Origin of the sequence: Halomonas sp. YLGW01 (assembly GCF_014840935.1) — a bacterium.
Lineage (GTDB): Bacteria > Pseudomonadota > Gammaproteobacteria > Pseudomonadales > Halomonadaceae > Onishia.
Genome location: NZ_CP062005.1, coordinates 140,569 through 157,431, shown reverse-complemented (window position 1 = coordinate 157,431; position 16,863 = coordinate 140,569). Strand labels below are relative to the sequence as shown.

13 protein-coding genes and 1 other RNA gene are annotated in these 16,863 nt (G+C 66.0%); 7 read left to right on the top strand and 7 right to left on the bottom strand.

Features of this window, described 5'->3' with window-relative positions; translation table 11 throughout:
* Positions 1–109: 109 nt before the first annotated feature.
* Positions 110–1,783 carry a DNA repair protein RecN gene (gene recN, locus IEJ03_RS00735; RefSeq protein ID WP_192035864.1) on the top strand — a complete coding sequence of 558 codons (1,674 nt, stop codon included), beginning with the start codon at positions 110–112 and terminating at the stop codon, positions 1,781–1,783.
* A 129-nt stretch (positions 1,784–1,912) separates the two neighbouring features.
* On the opposite strand, the gene fur is transcribed toward recN, so the two are convergent.
* Positions 1,913–2,356 (bottom strand): ferric iron uptake transcriptional regulator, encoded by a 444-nt coding sequence (gene fur, locus IEJ03_RS00730; protein WP_192035863.1) that lies wholly within the window; start codon positions 2,354–2,356, stop codon positions 1,913–1,915.
* Positions 2,357–2,428: 72 nt separating this feature from the next.
* Between fur and IEJ03_RS00725 the strand changes: the two genes are divergently transcribed.
* Positions 2,429–2,881, top strand: a complete 453-nt coding sequence (locus IEJ03_RS00725) for an outer membrane protein assembly factor BamE (protein ID WP_202884385.1) — start codon at positions 2,429–2,431, stop codon at positions 2,879–2,881.
* 37 nt (positions 2,882–2,918) lie between these two features.
* On the opposite strand, the gene IEJ03_RS00720 is transcribed toward IEJ03_RS00725, so the two are convergent.
* The gene (locus IEJ03_RS00720; RefSeq protein WP_192035861.1) at positions 2,919–3,257 is read right to left on the bottom strand and encodes an RnfH family protein; all 339 of its coding nucleotides are present in this window, start codon (positions 3,255–3,257) and stop codon (positions 2,919–2,921) included.
* Positions 3,244–3,690 carry a type II toxin-antitoxin system RatA family toxin gene (locus IEJ03_RS00715; protein ID WP_192035860.1) on the bottom strand — a complete coding sequence of 149 codons (447 nt, stop codon included), beginning with the start codon at positions 3,688–3,690 and terminating at the stop codon, positions 3,244–3,246. Before IEJ03_RS00715 ends, IEJ03_RS00720 begins: the two co-directional genes overlap by 14 nt.
* Positions 3,691–3,830: 140 nt before the next feature.
* On the opposite strand from IEJ03_RS00715, the gene smpB reads away from it, so the two are divergent.
* From smpB to IEJ03_RS00695, 4 genes are all read left to right on the top strand, one after another.
* On the top strand, positions 3,831–4,316 hold the full coding sequence (gene smpB / locus IEJ03_RS00710; protein WP_192035859.1) for an SsrA-binding protein SmpB: 486 nt from the start codon (positions 3,831–3,833) through the stop codon (positions 4,314–4,316).
* A gap of 78 nt (positions 4,317–4,394) precedes the next feature.
* Positions 4,395–4,774: a transfer-messenger RNA gene (gene ssrA / locus IEJ03_RS00705) on the top strand.
* A gap of 339 nt (positions 4,775–5,113) precedes the next feature.
* Positions 5,114–9,094, top strand: coding sequence for an EAL domain-containing protein (locus IEJ03_RS00700; protein ID WP_192035858.1), 3,981 nt, complete (start codon positions 5,114–5,116; stop codon positions 9,092–9,094).
* 202 nt (positions 9,095–9,296) lie between these two features.
* Positions 9,297–9,848, top strand: a complete 552-nt coding sequence (locus tag IEJ03_RS00695; RefSeq protein ID WP_192035857.1) for an ATP-dependent zinc protease — start codon at positions 9,297–9,299, stop codon at positions 9,846–9,848.
* Positions 9,849–10,000: 152 nt separating this feature from the next.
* Here IEJ03_RS00695 and IEJ03_RS00690 read toward each other — a convergent pair whose 3' ends face one another.
* Positions 10,001–10,195, bottom strand: coding sequence for a hypothetical protein (locus tag IEJ03_RS00690; protein ID WP_192035856.1), 195 nt, complete (start codon positions 10,193–10,195; stop codon positions 10,001–10,003).
* 286 nt (positions 10,196–10,481) lie between these two features.
* On the opposite strand from IEJ03_RS00690, the gene ybiO reads away from it, so the two are divergent.
* Positions 10,482–12,836, top strand: coding sequence for a mechanosensitive channel protein (gene ybiO, locus IEJ03_RS00685; protein WP_202884384.1), 2,355 nt, complete (start codon positions 10,482–10,484; stop codon positions 12,834–12,836).
* Positions 12,837–13,168: 332 nt separating this feature from the next.
* On the opposite strand, the gene IEJ03_RS00680 is transcribed toward ybiO, so the two are convergent.
* From IEJ03_RS00680 to IEJ03_RS00670, 3 genes are read right to left on the bottom strand one after another with little or no spacing between them, the layout of a single operon-like run.
* Entirely contained in the window at positions 13,169–14,392 is a 1,224-nt protein-coding gene (locus IEJ03_RS00680) for a heme biosynthesis HemY N-terminal domain-containing protein (RefSeq protein WP_192035854.1), read from the bottom strand.
* On the bottom strand, positions 14,389–16,032 hold the full coding sequence (locus IEJ03_RS00675) for a uroporphyrinogen-III C-methyltransferase (RefSeq protein WP_192035853.1): 1,644 nt from the start codon (positions 16,030–16,032) through the stop codon (positions 14,389–14,391). The genes IEJ03_RS00680 and IEJ03_RS00675 overlap by 4 nt, the downstream gene beginning before the upstream one ends.
* A gap of 6 nt (positions 16,033–16,038) precedes the next feature.
* The gene (locus IEJ03_RS00670) at positions 16,039–16,863 is read right to left on the bottom strand and encodes a uroporphyrinogen-III synthase (RefSeq protein ID WP_192037124.1); all 825 of its coding nucleotides are present in this window, start codon (positions 16,861–16,863) and stop codon (positions 16,039–16,041) included.

Here is a 16,863-nt window from a genome sequence, read left to right as displayed (position 1 = left end):
CGTGGCGACGTTGACGCTGGCGATTGAAGGGGGGCATGGACTACTGTATAAACGCACAGACCACGACGCGAGACGGCGGGACAGAACCCATCACGTGCGGGAGATAGCCATGCTGGTGCAGCTTGCCATTCAGGACTTTGCCATTGTCGAGCGCCTCGACCTGGAGCTTTCCGGCGGCATGACCGCCATCACCGGCGAGACCGGCGCCGGCAAATCGATTCTACTCGGCGCCCTGGGGCTCTGCCTCGGCGAGCGCGCCGATGCCGGCAGCGTGCGCCACGGCGCCGAGCGGGCCGACCTGAGCGCCCGCTTCGACATCAACGCCCTGCCGGCGGCCCGCGCTTGGCTGGAAACCCGCGAACTGCCCGCCGACGACTGCCTGCTGCGCCGGGTGATCACCAAGGCAGGCCGCTCCAAGGCCTGGATCAATGGCCAGCCGGCCACCGTCGCCGATCTCAAGGCGCTCGGCGAGCACCTGATCGAGATCCACGGTCAGCACGCCCATCAGGCGCTGCTGAACGAAGACACCCACCTGCGCCTGCTCGACGACTTCGCCGGCCACCGTCCCGCCGTGACCCAACTGGCCGAGACCTTCCGTGCCTGGCAGGCGAGCCGTCGGCGCCTGAAGCGCCTCGCCGAAGACGGCGACGAGATCCAGGCCCGCCGCCAGCTGCTGCGCTATCAGGTCGAGGAGCTCGACCAGCTGGCGCTGGCCGAGGGCGAGCTTGCCGAGCTCGAGGAAGAACAGGAGCGCCTCGCCCATGCCGAGGAACACCTGCGCGAGAGTCAGTTCGCAAGCCAATGCTGCGAGAACGACGAAGGCGGCGCCCTGACCCTGCTCAACCAGGCCATGAGCCACCTCTCTCCCCTGCCCGGCAGCGAGAAGGGCGCCCTGGCCGAGGCCCTCGGCATGCTCGACAGCGCGCGCATCCAGATCGAGGAAGCCGCCCGAGAACTAGCCCGCTTCGCCGACGCCACCGAGCTCGACCCCGAGCGCCTGGCCCAGGTCGACCAGCGTCTCGGCGAGGTGCACCGCATCGCCCGCAAGCACCACGTGATGCCCGAGGAACTGACCGCCCTGCATCAGCGGCTGCGCCAGGAATTAGAAGGATTGGACGGGGGCGAGCACGATATCGAGACGCTCTCCGCCGAGGTCGAGGCGCTGCGCGAGGAATGGCGGGCACAGGCCAAGGAGGTCAGCGAGGCGCGCCACAAGGCGGCCAAGCGCTTCGGCAAGGAGGTACAGGGACAGCTCGCCTTCCTGGCCATGGGCAAGGCCCGCTTCGAGGTCGCCATCGAGGAGCGCACCAACCCGACGCCGGATGGCCTCGATCGCGTGCAGTTCCTGATCAGCGCCAACCCAGGGCAGCCGGCGCGGGCGCTGACCAAGGTCGCCTCCGGTGGTGAGCTGTCGCGTATCAGCCTGGCCATCCAGGTGGTGGCCGCCAGCCACTCGACGATCCCCACCCTGGTCTTCGACGAGGTCGACGTGGGCATCTCCGGCGCCACCGCCGAGATCGTCGGCCAGCTGCTCAAGCGGCTCGGTGCCAGCGGTCAGGTGATGACCGTGACGCACCTGCCCCAGGTCGCCGCCCAGGCGCACCAGCACCTGCATATCGAGAAGCAGGCCAAACGCGATACCACCCAGACGCGCATGGCGCTGCTGGATGAAGGGGGCCGCATCAGCGAACTCGCCCGCATGCTCGGCGGCGTCAACCTGTCCGAACGCACCCTGGCTCACGCCCGGGAAATGCTCGATGCCAGCCAGCGCCCGCATCACTAGCGCCAGACGACCCCACCCAGCACCCCGTTACGACCCATCACTCAGATACGACAACGCCGGCCCCGAGGGGCCGGCGTTGTCGTGGAATCTGTCGCATCAAGGCGCGCAGGCGAGACTATTCCTACGGGACTATTTCTTGTTGCCTTCCTGGCGCGTGGCCTTGGAGCCCTTGGGGCGCACATAGAGCACCAGCGCATGGTCGACGAGCTCGTAGCCATGCTCATCGACGATCTCCTGCTGGCGACGCTCGATCTGCTCGTCGTAGAACTCGACGATCTCGCCGCTCTCCAGGCACACCATATGGTCATGGTGTTCGTCATGAGAAAGCTCGAAGACGGCGTGGCCACCATCGAAGTTATGGCGCACCACCAGGCCCGCGGACTCGAACTGAGTCAGGACGCGATAGACGGTGGCCAGCCCTACATCTTCACCTGCGTCCAGCAACGCCTTGTAGACGTCTTCGGCGCTGAGGTGATGCTGCTCGGGGGCATTCTCGAGGATCTGCAGGATCTTGACGCGCGGCAGTGTGACCTTGAGGCCAGCCTTGCGCAGTTCATGGTTCTGGTCGGCCATGGTTGCTCTTCGCAGTAACGTGTAGGGTCGGGTATGATCGACCGAATCCACGATAGTGAAGAACAGGCGCAAATGCAAAAGTTGATGAAAATGGTCACCCTTTCGCTGACCCTGACGCTGGTCACCGGGTGCAGCTATCTGGGCGTCTACAAGCGCGATCTGGTGCAGGGCAACCTGGTCACCCAGGAAGCGGTGAGCCAACTGCAGCCGGGCATGAGCCGCAGCCAGGTCAAGGCCATCATGGGCAGCCCGCTGCTCGAGGCGCCCTTCGACGGCGATGAGTGGGACTACCTGTTCCGCCTCGACAAGGCCTACGGCGGCATCGACAAGCGCCGCGTCACCCTGAGCTTCGATAACAATCGCCTGACCGACATCCGCGCGAGCGGCGATCTCGACAAGCCGCTGGACTTCACCGCCCAACCGGGCATGGGCCCTGAGAAGTCGGAACCCGAGACGATGTCGGAATCCGATGCGGCGCCGCTCAAGCCGGGTGGAACGTCTACGGTGAGCACGCCGATCGAGTAACCCGGCGGGCCTGATCAGCCAAGGCCACCCCGGCGCCTCAACGCGACTTCGCGGCCTTGGCCGCCCGCGCGGCCCGGGCAGCCTTGGGATCGATCTTCAGCGGCCGATAGACCTCGACCCGGTCGCCTTCCCGCAGCGCCTGCCCCTCCGGGTCCCGCAGCGCCTTGCCGAAGATTCCGAGATCCGCCTCGGAAAATTCCTGAGCCGGCACCTCTGGGAAGTAGCGCTCAAGCTTCGCCATCGTTACCGCCTGGCGAGCACTCGTGCCGGCCGGCACCTCAAGCGTGACGATCTTCTGGCGGTTCGGCAGCGCGTAGGCCACCTCGACCCGAATCGACGGGGCGGCCCCCGTCGCGGTGATATCAGTAGCGTCCATCGCTGCCGTAGAGGTCGTTGGCGCGACGCGAGAAGGACTCGACCAGCTGCCCGGCCACCTGCTGGAAGAGCTTACCGAAGGCCATACCCAGCAGCCGGTTGGCGAACTCGAACTCCATCTCCAGGCTCACCTTGCAGGCCTGCTCGCCCATCGGCGTGAACAGCCAGCGTCCGCGCAGGCGGCGAAACGGCCCCTGGACCAGCGACAGCTCGATGCGCTCGGGACTGTACAAGTCGTTGCGGGTGGTGAAGCTCTGCTCGACGCCGGCCTTGGCCAGGGTCAGCTCGCCGACCAGGTGCGCCTCGTCGGATTCGATCAGGCGGGCCCGTCGACACCCCGGCAGGAACTCCGGGTAGCGTTCGAAATCATTGACCAGGTCGAACATCGCCTGGGGGGAGTGCCGCACCAGGGCGGACCGATTGACCGTTGGCATCTACCTCTCCGCTGACTTTACAGGGGCTTGGGCGTATCATGAGCGGTTAATTCGTCAGGCCTTGAATGGTATCACGCTTCCCCCCACCTACCATCCAAAGCGGTGAAGCGAACACCCAGGCATATCGAGACAGAGGTTCCATGGCCAACAAGAAAGGCAAGAGCAAGGGCCCCAGCAGCAACGTCATCGCCCAGAACAAGAAGGCACGCTTCGAGTACCACATCGATGAGACCTTCGAGGCCGGTCTGGCCCTGTCTGGCTGGGAGGTGAAAAGTCTGCGCGCGGGCAAGGCTCAGCTCACCGACACCTACATCCTGATCAAAAACAGCGAGGCCTGGCTGCTGGGCAGTCACATCACGCCTCTCAATACCATCAGCACCCATGAGCTGGCCGACCCGACCCGGACTCGCAAGCTGCTGCTGCACCGCAAGGAGATCGCCAAGATCTTCTCGCGCACCCAGGACAAGGGCCACACCTGCGTGCCCCTGAAGCTGTACTGGAAGCAGAACCTGATCAAGTGCGAGCTGGCACTGGTGACGGGCAAGAAGCAGCATGACAAGCGGGCCACCGAGAAGGAGCGCGACTGGAACCGCCAGAAGGCGCGCATCCTGCGCGACGCCAAGTAGGTCGACCTTCTTTTCATGGCGAGCCGCCCTTGAACTGGCGCAGTGGCGGCCCCACCTGTTAAACTGAAAGAGTTCCACGGGGGCGACATGGCTTCGACGCCGATGACAACCTCCTAGGTGCATGCCGAGAGCGTGATGTATCTCGTAAATCCAACATCACGACTAAATAGTCGCAAACGACGACAACTACGCTCAGGGCGCACTGGCAGCTTAATAGCTGTTAGTTGTTAGCCTGGCCCAGAAGTTACGTGCCCATTCGTGACGGACGGGATAAGAGCCAAAAATAATGGGATCGCGGTTGGTGGCGTCTTCCCGCCAAGCGTTAAACTTTAGAAGAATCGCGGTACTGGATCCTGCCCGTCGGAGCCAGGCCCGTTAAATCAAAAGACGGATCTAAGCATGTAGAGCCGAAGAGCGCGTGTCGGCGGACGCGGGTTCAATTCCCGCCGCCTCCACCAACAACAGGTTTCCGGACCTTCCAAGAAGTACCAGAAACCGCATGAACAGGGGCCTTCGGGCCCCTTTCTTGTGTCTGGACGCTTGATCGCATTCGCGATGCGACCCTGCCACGCTGAAAGCGCCCTGACCAAGACGGCGTCACTCACACCTCGATTTTCTGCCTTCGCCGAGCCCCTTGATCTCCCGCCCCCTGACCGGGAGCAGGCAGACGACCTCTCCTTTGGTCGAAATCGCCCTATTCTGGTGCCACACCGGCTATTCCTTCCTTTAGGTTATGGCAATATTGCCGAAAAAGTATTAATAACCTCCGCTGCTCATCTTTCATCGGTGCCCTCGTCATGGATTCCTCAACCAAACACCATCACCTCGCCGGGGATACCGCACTGGTGGTCCTGATCACCGGCAGCATCGCCATCGGGGGGCTCGGGACCCTCTTCAGCCTGCTGGGGCTGGAGCTTCATCTGCCGATCGGTCTGCGCATCACCCTGAGCAGTGCGCTATTCAGCCTGCTGGCGGGGCTTGGCCTGCTGGCCCTCGTCCAGCAGCACCTGATGTGGCGGCGAAGCCTGTCGATACTGCTGGCAGGGTTCGCCCTGGCCCTGCTGGCGGAATCGATGGGCATCACCGCGCCACGCCTCGACGCGGAACATGCCATGCATGGCATTGCCCCGGCCGTCCTGGTGCTAATGCTCACCGCCAGCCTGGGGCTTGGCGTGCGAGGCACTCTCCGGCGAGGCCTCTTCAAGGCCATCGGTGGCGGCCTCTTCGGGGTGGGGCTGGTGACTCTGTTGGTGGACCTGTCCCTCGAACACCACGGCCTCTGGCGCGAGCTCAAGGAGCTGAGCGCCTCCCTGCCGAGCGGTTTCCTTTTGTCTTTCGGGCTGGCCATGCGCTATGTGGCCGACAACCAGCCGCGCCTCCCCCTGGCGCTCAGTCGGCGGCATCGGGATGTGGCGGTGATTGGCGTCACCCTGAGCGCGCTCGGCTGGCTGCTGATCGGCTGGCAGCAGCACCGGGTCGAAGCCCGGCAGGCCGGCCATGTCGCGGACGTGATCGAGCTGACCAGTGAGACGGTCATCGGTCGCCATGAACAGCTGATGCAGCGCATGGCCGAGCGCTGGGCGGTGCTGGGCGGCCTGCCCGACGCCTCGCTGCAGACTCAGGAGGCCGACAGCTACCTGCGGGATCACCTGGGCCTGCAGGGGCTCGCCTTCATCGACGGCCAGGGAGAACTGAGCTGGCATCGGGCGCGAGACGTCGCGGCGCTGACACGCTTGGAAACCAGCCTCGACGATGACATGCGGCAGCGGCTGCTGACACAAGAGGAAACGATCAAGTGGGTCTTCCTCGACCCGACCCGACCGCTGGAAGCCTTCATTTCGATCATGCTTCCGGCCCAGGCACCGGGTCGGCTGATCGCCCGAGTGGATATCGACCTCCTGCTGACCGGGGCACTGCACCCCGAACTGCTCGACCATGACCTGCACCTGAGCCAGGATGGGGTGACCGTGGCCGAGGTGGCGCCCGGGGATCATGAGCACGAGGCGAGCCCCGGGGCACTGCAGCCGCTGGCCACACGTGACATCGACTTTGCGTGTGGCCATGTCCTGGGCATGACCCTCTTCGGGGGCCCGCCATCTCCCTGGTCGGCGTCGGCGCTGCTCTCCACCGGGGTAGGGGCCGGCAGCCTGATCCTGAGCTACCTGCTGGCCTTCAGCTTCGGCCTCATGCGACTGAGTCAGACGCGGGCACGCCAGCTGGATCACACCCACCAGCAACTTCAGCTGCAGTATCGAGCGCAGTCGCTGATCGCCAGGGAGAGTGCCTGTGAAACATCCCTGGAGACGGTCTGCCGGATGCTGGAGCGTCAGCTGCCGGGGGTCTACTGCTCGATCATGTTGTGCAATGACACCCAGACCGTCCTTAAGGACGCCATCGCCCCCAGCTTGCCTCGCGGCTACCTGGAACAGCTCAAGTCGGTCGAGATCGGCCCGGGCATTGGCGCCTGTGGCACCGCCGCCCATACGCGAAAGCCGGTCATCTGCGAGGAACTGGCGACCGATCGGCGTTGGGAGCAGTATCGCGAGCTAGTGCAACGCCACGGGCTTGCCGCCTGCTGGTCCTTCCCCCTAGTGGCGTCCAGCGGGCAGGTATTGGGCACTATGGCGCTCTACCGCACCACGCCCGGCGTCCCCGACGACGAGGAGCGCCAGCTGGCCATCAAGGCCACCGACCTCGTCGTGCTGGCCATCGAACGGCACCGAGACCGTCAGGCCCTGGTCGACAGCGAGCAGCGCTACCGCTCCCTGTTCACCCACCATCCAGATGCGGTCTTCTCGATGGACCTGGACGGCACCTTCCTGAGCCTGAACCCGCGGGCCGCCGAGCTCACCGGGGTGCCGACCAACGAGATGCTGGGCCAGCATTTCTCGTGCTTCGTCGAGAGCACCGACATGTCTCAGGGGCAGGCGCTATTCGAGAGTGCCCGGGACGGCCACGCCCTGCGCTACGAACTGCAGAGCCGGGATGCACAGGGCGAGCGCCATGCGCTGGATGTCACCGCCATTCCCATGCTGACGGGGGACCGTATCACCGGGGTCTTCGGTATCGCCAAGGACATCACCGCGCACAAGGCGGATGAAACCCGGCTGCGGGTCCTCGAACGCAGCGTCGAGGCCAGCGTCAATGGCGTGATCATCGTCGACGCGACCCTGCCTGACATGCCGATCATCTTCGCCAACCATGCCTTCAGTCGCATCACCGGCTACGGTAACGCGGAGATCAAGGGCCGCAACTGCCGCTTCCTGCAGGGCCCCGATACCGCCCCCGAGGCCGTCGAGGAGCTTCGGCGCGGGCTGGCCGCCGAGCGGGACACGCAGGTAACCCTCTGCAACTACCGCAAGAACGGCGAGCCGTTCTGGAATGACCTGCACATCTCGCCGGTCCGCAACGACCAGGGCGAGCTCACCCACTACATCGGCGTGATCAGCGACGTCTCTCAGCGCATCGCCGATCAGGCGACGCTGGCTCACCAGGCGAGTCATGATAGCCTCACCGGCGCCTACAACCGGACCATGTTCGAGCAGCGCCTGTGCCATGAGGCCGAGCGTGCCCGGCAGGGGGACACACTGCTGGTGGTGCTGTTCATCGATCTCGACGACTTCAAGCCGATCAATGACACCCTCGGGCATGCCATGGGCGACCGTCTGCTGATGGCCGTCGCCGAGCGGCTTAGCGAGGCGCTGCGGCCCGACGATACCCTGGGACGCTTCGGTGGCGACGAATTCCTGGTGCTGCTACCGGACCTTGCGCACGAGCGCCAGGCACAGGCGATCGTGGAGCGGGTGCTGGCCGCGCTCTCGCGCCCCTATCAGATCGACGATCACGCCTTCCGCCTCTCGGCCAGCATCGGCATGGCCTCCAGTCGCGAGATATCACTACAGCATCCGGAGCAGCTCATCGTGCGGGCCGACGGCGCCATGTACGCGGCCAAGAAACAAGGCGGCAACACCGCCCACTGGTATCGCTATCAGCCCGGCCAGTCGTCCTCCGGGCGGGTCGAGTTGCGCAAGGATATCCAGGAGGCCATCGAGCAGGAGCAGTTCTCGCTGCACTATCAGCCCCTGATGAATCGTGCCGGTGAAGTGCTGAGCTACGAGGCCCTGATCCGCTGGCAGCATCCGGTCAAGGGCCCGATCTCGCCGGCCAGCTTCATCCCGGTGGCGGAGATCACCGGCCAGATCGTGCCCATCGGCGACTGGGTACTGACCCAGGTCTGCCGGGATCTGCCGCGCCTGCGTCAGCTCAGCGCCCGAAACAGCCGCGTGGCGATCAACCTGTCTCCCATGCAATTCCAGCGCCCGAACTTCCTGAATCAATTGCAGCAGCGTCTGGAGGCGCATCGGATTCCGCCCCACTGGCTCGAACTGGAGGTCACCGAGGGCGTACTGATGGAAGATCAGGACGTGGCCATCTCGATCCTGCATGCCCTGCGCGAGCTGGGCGTCGGCGTGGCCATCGATGATTTCGGCACCGGCTTCTCCAGCCTGAGCTACCTGAAGCAGCTGCCGGTCAGCAAGATCAAGATCGACCGCAGCTTCATCCGCGACCTGGCGGTGGATGAAAGCGACCGCGCCATCGTGCAGGGCACGCTCTCGATGGCGCACCACATGGGGCTCGAGGTAGTCGCCGAAGGCGTGGAAACCGAGGAGCAGTTGCAGTACCTGACCCGCTTCGGCTGCGACATCTTCCAAGGCTATTTGCTGGCCAGGCCCATGCCCCTGGACCAGTTGCAGGGCGTTCTGACGACCTCCGCCTAGCGAGAAAGGGCTACACACGAGACCGGTCTAGGCAAGACCGGGCAGGGCCCGTTCTTCCAAGAGCGAGGCCCTGGCTTCCTTCCCCTGCCGAGGGTGGGCCGCTTGCCGGCCAGGGCCCGAGGCTTGCCCTCGGGCGCCGTCAGTGGAACCATCTCCTGTTCCAATACTCTCACCGCATCTAGACCCCCACCGAGGAGGCTCAATGTTGGCATTGATCCGTCGCCTGTCCCTGGTCGCCTTGCTGGCCACTCCCACCCTGACACCCGCCCTGGCGCAGGACACCACCGACAGGCCGGTCTTCGGCTGGGTCGAGAAGGCGCTCGTCGAGCCCTGGGGCGTCGAGGTGAAGGCCAAGCTCGACAGCGGCGCCCTGACCTCGTCGCTGGATGCCCGCGACATCGAGCGTTTCGAGAAGGACGGCGAGGAATGGGTGCGCTTTCGCCTCGCGCTCGAAGACGAGGACACCGGCGAGATGCTCGAGAAGCGCCTCGAGCGGCCGGTCAATCGCAACCTGCTGCTGCGCGGCGCCGGCGGCACCTCCCGCCGCCCCACCGTCATCATGACGATCTGCCTGGGCGACACGCTCTACGAGGAAGACTTCAGCCTGCGCGATCGCAGCGAGATGAACTATCCGCTGCTGCTCGGTCGCCGCACCATCAGCCACCTCGGCGTGCTGGACGTCGACAAGACCTTTCTGACCGACCCGGTCTGCGACGAAGACTCGTCGACGGTACCCTACGAGGACATCAAATAGCCGGGGCCAGTACACAGTCGCTGGCCTCGCGACGGTCCGGGCCAGCCATAAACTGACAGCCATAAAAAGACCACCCGACCAAGGGTGGTCAAAGATACTGCTAGGGTACTGCCTGCTTGCCAAACATCCGTAGCCGGGGGCGGCTCACGTCCTCAGCCGGCCTGCCTGATGGCCTCCCGGCGCATCGCGCTGGCCTCGGCCATGCGCCACTCCAGGTCGTCTGCCCGGCACGTGACGCTATGGCAACGCGCGCAGCTGACCATCGCCTGATCCGTCTCGCCGGTGGGAATGCGAAAGTGCTGGGCCCCACAGAGCGAGCATTCCAGCTCCAGTCGAACCTCCAACATACCGCCTACCTCCTGATGACCTGCCGCACGCTTCCTGCGTCGACGACTTCTGTTAGCATGGTGCACTATAACGCACTACATGTACAATATCTGTACAACTAAAGCGCAGCGCTGAAGGACTCCGCCGGCTTTAGGGGGGCTCGATGCCCGAGCCCCTTGTACCGAAACGACATGGCCCCGGCATGACAGGAAAGGACTTGTGGCAGGAGATCGCCGCATGCTGTGATGCCAGGCAAAGCGCCCCGAGCGCCTTTCACCCCGACCAAAACATGACATGGAGGCACGTGTGCAGAGATCGAGACTGCTACCCCTGATGGCCTGGCTGCTGACGGCACTAATGCTCGTCGGCCTGCCGACCCAGGCCCAAGAGGGCCCTCCCGCTGACGGGCCCGCCTATTCGACCCTCGCGGATCTGCTCGAGAACGAGGCCTCCCGCAGCCAGCTGATAGGACAGCTGCGTGACCTGGCGGCCAATGGTCAGGCCGCTGCCGCCTCGACCGTAGACAGCGCCACGTCGTCGGCCGCCGAGGCGGCGCCGAGCGGCCAGCAGGCCGACGCCGCCTCACTGCCGCGCCAGCTGGCCGAACTGACCAGCACCATCGCCAGTCAGATCGGCAGCCAGCTCGAGGGGCTCGCAAGCGCCCTCGGCGGACTCTTTAAGGGCACAGGCCCCGGCCAGGCCTTCGACATGGCCGCCTTCACCTCGGCGGCCCTGAACCTTGGCCTGGTGATCGCTGCCACCATTGCCCTGTTCTTCGTCTTCCGCCGCCTGGCACGGCCGGCCTTCGACGCCACCAGTCGCTGGTCTCTGAGCGGCCAGGGCATGACCCCCGTGCTGCGCCTGGTGGTGGCGGTGGCCATCGCCGCCGTCATCGATGTGCTGGTGGTCGCGCTGGCCTACGTGGGTGGCAATCTGCTGGCCACCTTCGCCATCGGCGAGAGCGGCGAGCTCTCGACCCGGGCCTCGCTGTTCCTGAATGCCTTCCTGATCATCGAGCTGCTCAAGGCCGGGGTGCGCATGTTGTTCGCCTCACGCTACGAGGGCCTGCGCCTGCTGCCCATCACGGCCACCGAGGCCAGCTACTGGAACCGCTGGCTCGCCCGGCTGATCGGCCTGGTGGGCTACGGCCTGATGGTGGTGGTCCCGCTACTCAACTACTACCTGTCACCCGCCCTGGGTCAGGGCATGGGCACCCTGATCATGCTCGGCGCCTTCGTGTATGCTGTGGGCGTGGTGCTCAAGAACCGCCAGCGCCTGCGTGATGGCCTCGATGCCCAGGCCGCCAAGGCCAGCATGGCCGCCACCCGGGTGTCCCTGAAGCTGTTCGCGCGGATCTGGCACCTGCTGGCGATCGCCTACTTCCTGATGGTGCTGGTGCTGACCTTCACCCGCCCGGAGGACGCCCTGCCCTTCGTCATGCTGGCGACCCTGCAGACGCTAGCCGTGGTCGGTGCCGGCATGTTGCTCTCTCGCCTGCTGACGCAGACCATCGGCCGGCGCATCCACCTGTCCGAGGATCTCAAGCGCAAGCTGCCGCTTCTGGAGACCCGTCTCAACGCCTATGTGCCCAACCTGCTGCGGGTGATCCGCGCGCTGATCCTGATCGTGGTGGTTATGATCACCGCCGGCGCCTGGGGCCTCTTCGACCTGGGCGGCTGGTACGCCACCGACCTGGGCCGCGGCCTGGTCGCCAAGGTGATCAGCGTGCTGGTGATCGTGACCATGGCCATGGCCCTGTGGGTGGGGCTGGCCAGCCTGATCGAGCATCGCCTCAACCCGGAGACCGGCGACGGCGAGCCTACGGCCCGCGCCCAGACCCTGCTGAGCCTGTTCCGCAACGCCCTGGCCATTACCATCATCGCCATGACGGTGATGGTTGTGCTGTCCGAGATCGGCATCAACATCGGCCCGCTGATCGCCGGTGCCGGTGTGCTGGGTCTGGCTATCGGTTTCGGTGCCCAGAAGCTGGTGCAGGACATCATCACCGGGGTGTTCATCCAGGTGGAGAACGCCATGAACACCGGCGACGTGGTCACCGTGGGCGGCGTCACCGGCACCGCGGAGCGCCTGAGCATTCGTTCGGTGGGCATCCGTGATCTGTCCGGCACCTACCACATCGTGCCCTTCTCAAGCGTCGACACCGTGTCCAACTACATGCGCGAGTTCGCCTATCACGTCGGCGAATATGGCATCGCCTACCGCGAGAGCATCGATGAGGCGATCGAGTGCCTGAAGGAAGCCTTCGAGGAACTGGCCGCCAGCGACGACCACAAGCAGAACCTGCTGGCTCCGCTGGAAGTCGCCGGGGTGGTCGCCCTGGCCGACAGTTCGGTGAACATCCGCGTGCGTCTGAAGACCACACCGGGCACCCAGTGGGCCACCGGTCGCGCCTACAACCGGCTGGTCAAGATGCACTTCGACGCGGCAGGCATCGAGATTCCCTTCCCGCACACCACGCTGTACTTCGGCGAGGACAAGGACGGCTCGGCGCCGGCCGGCAACGTCCGCGTGCTCGAGGGCCGCGCCAGCCAGCGCGCCACGCAGACGCAGGACGCCTCGGCCGACGACGCCGAGCCGCTGAAGAGTGACGAACGCTCGATCCCGGCGGTGGACTACCGGGGCGAGAACGACGAGACCTGATCCGCGGGCCGACGTCCCCGGATCCCTTCAGGGCCGCCATCGGGCGGCCCTTTTTTGTGTCCGACCACTCGACCCCTCCCCCTCGACGGCACCCGCCCTGGCGGCACCTCTCGACGCTGCCTAAGGGGAACGAAGTACGCACAGACGCCCCGTTCGCCGCCGACCGGCGTGCTCGCCTTGCGGAACCGGCCCACGGTGCATGGCAGGAAGAGAACAGCCTCGGCACGCCCCCGCGGTAGGGCCCTCGACGCTCACCAACTCTATTCAGGACGGGTCAGGCACACAAAAAAGGGCGCCACAAGGGCGCCCGGAAGAGCAAATCAGACGTCGCCTCAGCGATTGGCATCGCTCGGCTGGGGCAGGGCCGGCAGCGAGCGGTCGAGCAGCTCGACGCTCTGGCGATAGTAGAGCTGGCTCTTGTTGTGCTCGCCAAGGTTGGCGAAGAGCCTCGCCAGTTCGGCGCAGACCACGCCGCTGGGGCGCTGGCGCTGGCTGGACTCGAAGTATTCCTGCGCCTTGCCCCAGTAGGCGTTGCGCAGCGAAAGCCGGCCCAGGGTCAGCAGCAGGTCGGGGTCGTTGGGACGCTCCTGCAGCCACTTCTCGGCATACACCAGCTGGCGGGACGCATCGACATTGAGCAACCCGTAGCGCATCACCAGCCGCGAATCCCAGTGATCCTTCAGCGAATGACGCAACAGGCGCTCGGCGATGCCTTCCTCGCCGCCGCGCACCAGCGCCTCGGCATACAGCCCCACCAGCTCGATATTGCTGCGCAGATGATCGGGCATGTCGGCCCACAGGTTGCGCACCCGCTCGATGTCATCGGGATTGCGCGAGGCCTGCAGGATCAGCTCGCGATAGGCACGCTGTTCGAGTTGCTGACGCTCGTCCTCGGCGATCAGCTGGTGCTTGGCGAGCCGCGGCATCAGCCGGCGCAGGCCGTCCCAGTCGCTGACGCTCAGGTAGGCCTGCTTGAGCAGCTTGAGGATCTGCGGATGGTCGGGCAGCTGCTTGTCGAGACGCGTCAGGGTCGCCAGGGCTTCCTCGTAGTGCTGGCGATCGAGCATCAACTGCGCCTGCACCATGCCCACCGCGGTATCGGCGCCCTCGGTGGAAAGATGGGCCCGCTTGAGCAAGGTGTCCGCCTGCTCGTAGCGGCCCTGATAGTGGGCCGCCAGAGCCGCGGACAGGTAATTCACCAGCGGCGTGCTGGAATCATCGGCCGCCTTGACCAGCGACTTCTCGGCCCGCTTCCAGCGTCCCTCGGCCAGGGCCACCAGGCCGCGCACCGTGCGGCGCATGGCGTTGCGGTTGCGATTGCGGCTGCTCCACAGCTTGAGGCGACTCACCGGGCGACGCATACGCATCAGCAGGCGCAGGGCGAAGTGCAGCACCAGGAAGACCGCCAGCAGCAGCACCAGGCCGAACCAGAAGGAGGTCTGCACCGAGGTGTCGCCGACCCGCACCAGCCAGTAGCCGGGCAGCGACTGCATCAGCTGGCCGAACAGGGCGCCGACGGCCAGCCCCAGGACGATCAGCAGGATCAGCTTCCTCATGCGTCACCTCCCTGGGCACCGGCCTCGAAGCGCTTCTCGATGAAATGCGCCATGGCCTGCTGGGAACCGCTGATGTCCGGCAGCTCGGGACGGATGGTGACCTCGCGCAGCTCGCCAAGCCGCGCCAGGGAGGCCTGCACGCCTTCGCGCTCGGTATTGTAGTAGCCTTCGATCAGGGTCACGGCCTTGTCGAGGCTGGCCCGGTAAAGCTCGGGCTCTTCCTTGAGCAGCGCCAGCTGTGCCTGCTCGAGCACCAGGCGCACGTTCTGGCGCAGGTAGGATTCCTGCTCGGGGGTGATCAGGGCCTCCAGCGCCTGCTCATGGCGACGCACCGTGACCAGATCCTTGAGCTCGCTGCCGAAGCGCTCAAGCTGCTGCTGCCAGTCGCCGCTGGGCGGCGTCTCGATGCTGCCCTCGGCGGCGATCTCGGCCACGTCCTGCTTGAGCGGCAGCTCGGCCAGCTGCTCCTGCTGGGCGTTGAGAGACAGGTAGAGGCCGGTGCGATCGACGTTCGGCACCGCATCCAGCTTGGCCAGCTCCTCGGCGACGGCCCGGCGCACCGGCAACAGCGCCGGGTTGTTGGCCTCGCCGAGGCGCGTATCGGCGGTCTCGAGCAGGGCCATGGCGCCGCCCACGTCGCGCTCGAGCTGCAGCCGCTGGTTGGCCAGGCGCAGCAGGTAGGCGACCTCGGCATGCAGCCACTCCCGCTCGTCGGTCTGCTGCTGGCTGTTGAGCTCCTCGAGCACGCGATCCAGGGTCTGGTCGACCTCGCTGCGATAGTCGGAGAATTCCCCCTCGACGCTCGCCACGGCCTCATCCAGCGCCGAGGCGCGGGCCTGCTCGGCCTCTTCGAAGCGCGTCTCTAGCGCGCTCACCGCCTCGCGGTTGGACTCGACCTGGGCCAGACGCTGCTGTTGCTGCTCGAGGCGCTGCCAGCCAAACCAGCCGGCCACCACCACGCCCACGGCCAGCAGGATCACCAGCACCAGGGCGACGATGCCTGCCTTGCGTCCGCCACCGTTACCGTCCGACGTCGACGTCTCGGCCGCGCCACCGGACGCCCCCTTCCCTGCGGAGGAAGGGGTGGCGGAGGATGTCTTGGAAGAAGATGTCTTGGAGGCCGATGACGTGGCGGCCGACGCGCTTGAGGGTGACGCGCCGGTCGAGGCCTTGGCCCCTCCACTCGCGCCGGCGCTCTTGTCACCGGACGCCTTGCTCTCAGGGCTCTTGCTCTCGGGGCTCTTAGTAGCGGAGCTTTGACTATCGGGGCTCTGGCTCTCAGCCCCCTTGCTGCTTTCCGGGCTCTTGGCCTCGGCGAGCCCGCTATCAGCGCTCTTGCTGGCGGCCGGCCGGTCGGCACCGGCACTCGCCGCGGCCGTGTCGGTCGCGGCCTCGGACGACGCACTGTCGCGAGGGCTCGGGTGGCGCCCCTTGCCGCCGCGACGTCCGCGAGGCCGCCCCCGGTTGCTGGGCTTGCCTGCCTCGCTCGCACTGGAGGCGCCCGATGAGCCGGCCTCCGACGCCTCTGCGGTCGACGACGCGGCGCCCGACGATGAGGTGTCATTCGGAGCAGCGGCGGCCGAGGCGGAAGTGCCCGGCGCCTGCTGCGGTTCGTCCTGATCGTGTGATTGCTTGCTCATCTGTCGCTAGCCCTTTTCAAGATCGTCATGATCGACATCGGCACCATCCAGTTGGCAGGCCCTGGCGACTTCCGCCGCCAGAGCGTCTGGCGTGGCGCCCGCGGCCGCGCGGCACCGCGCGAAACCCAGGCTGCCTGCCAGTGTAACCAAGCGCTGACTGGACACGATTAGCGGTTGGTTCAACGCTGCCGGTTGGCACCATCCTGCCAGATGTTCGAGGATTTCGCCGCTACTCACCACTAGCGCGGCGTAGTCGCCGGAGGCCAATCGCTGCTGCATGCTCGCCTCGGGCGTCAGGAGCAGGCGCCGGTAGACCGCCAGGCGGGTCAGGCGAGCGCCCCGCGCCGCCAGGGTCTCCGCCAGCAGGGGCCGGCCGCCCTCGCCGGCCACCACCAGCACCTTCTGCTCATTAAGCACCTGCAGCGAAGGCAGCGCCAGCAGCGCCTCGCTGGTATCGCCCTGCGCTTGCGCCCCTGATGCGTGCCTTGCTCCGACCTCGTTTCTCACCGGCACGTGGACGCGAACGCCGAGCCGTTCCTGCAGGATAGCGGCGGTGGCGGCGCCTACCGCATAAAAATCGACGCCCACCGGCAGTTGAGGCCAGTAGCGATCGAGTGCCTCGGCCAGACATTCGGCGGCGAAGGGGCTGACCACCACCACGCGCCGGAACTGGTCGATGTCCAACCAGACGCCGCGCTGCTCGGGCGTCTCGGGCAGCGCCTCCAGCCGCATCACCTCAAGGGGCTCGGGCACAGCACCGATGGCCTCGATCGAGGCGGCAAGGCTTCTGGCCCGCTCACCGGGGCGGGTGATCAGCACCCGCGGCAGCAT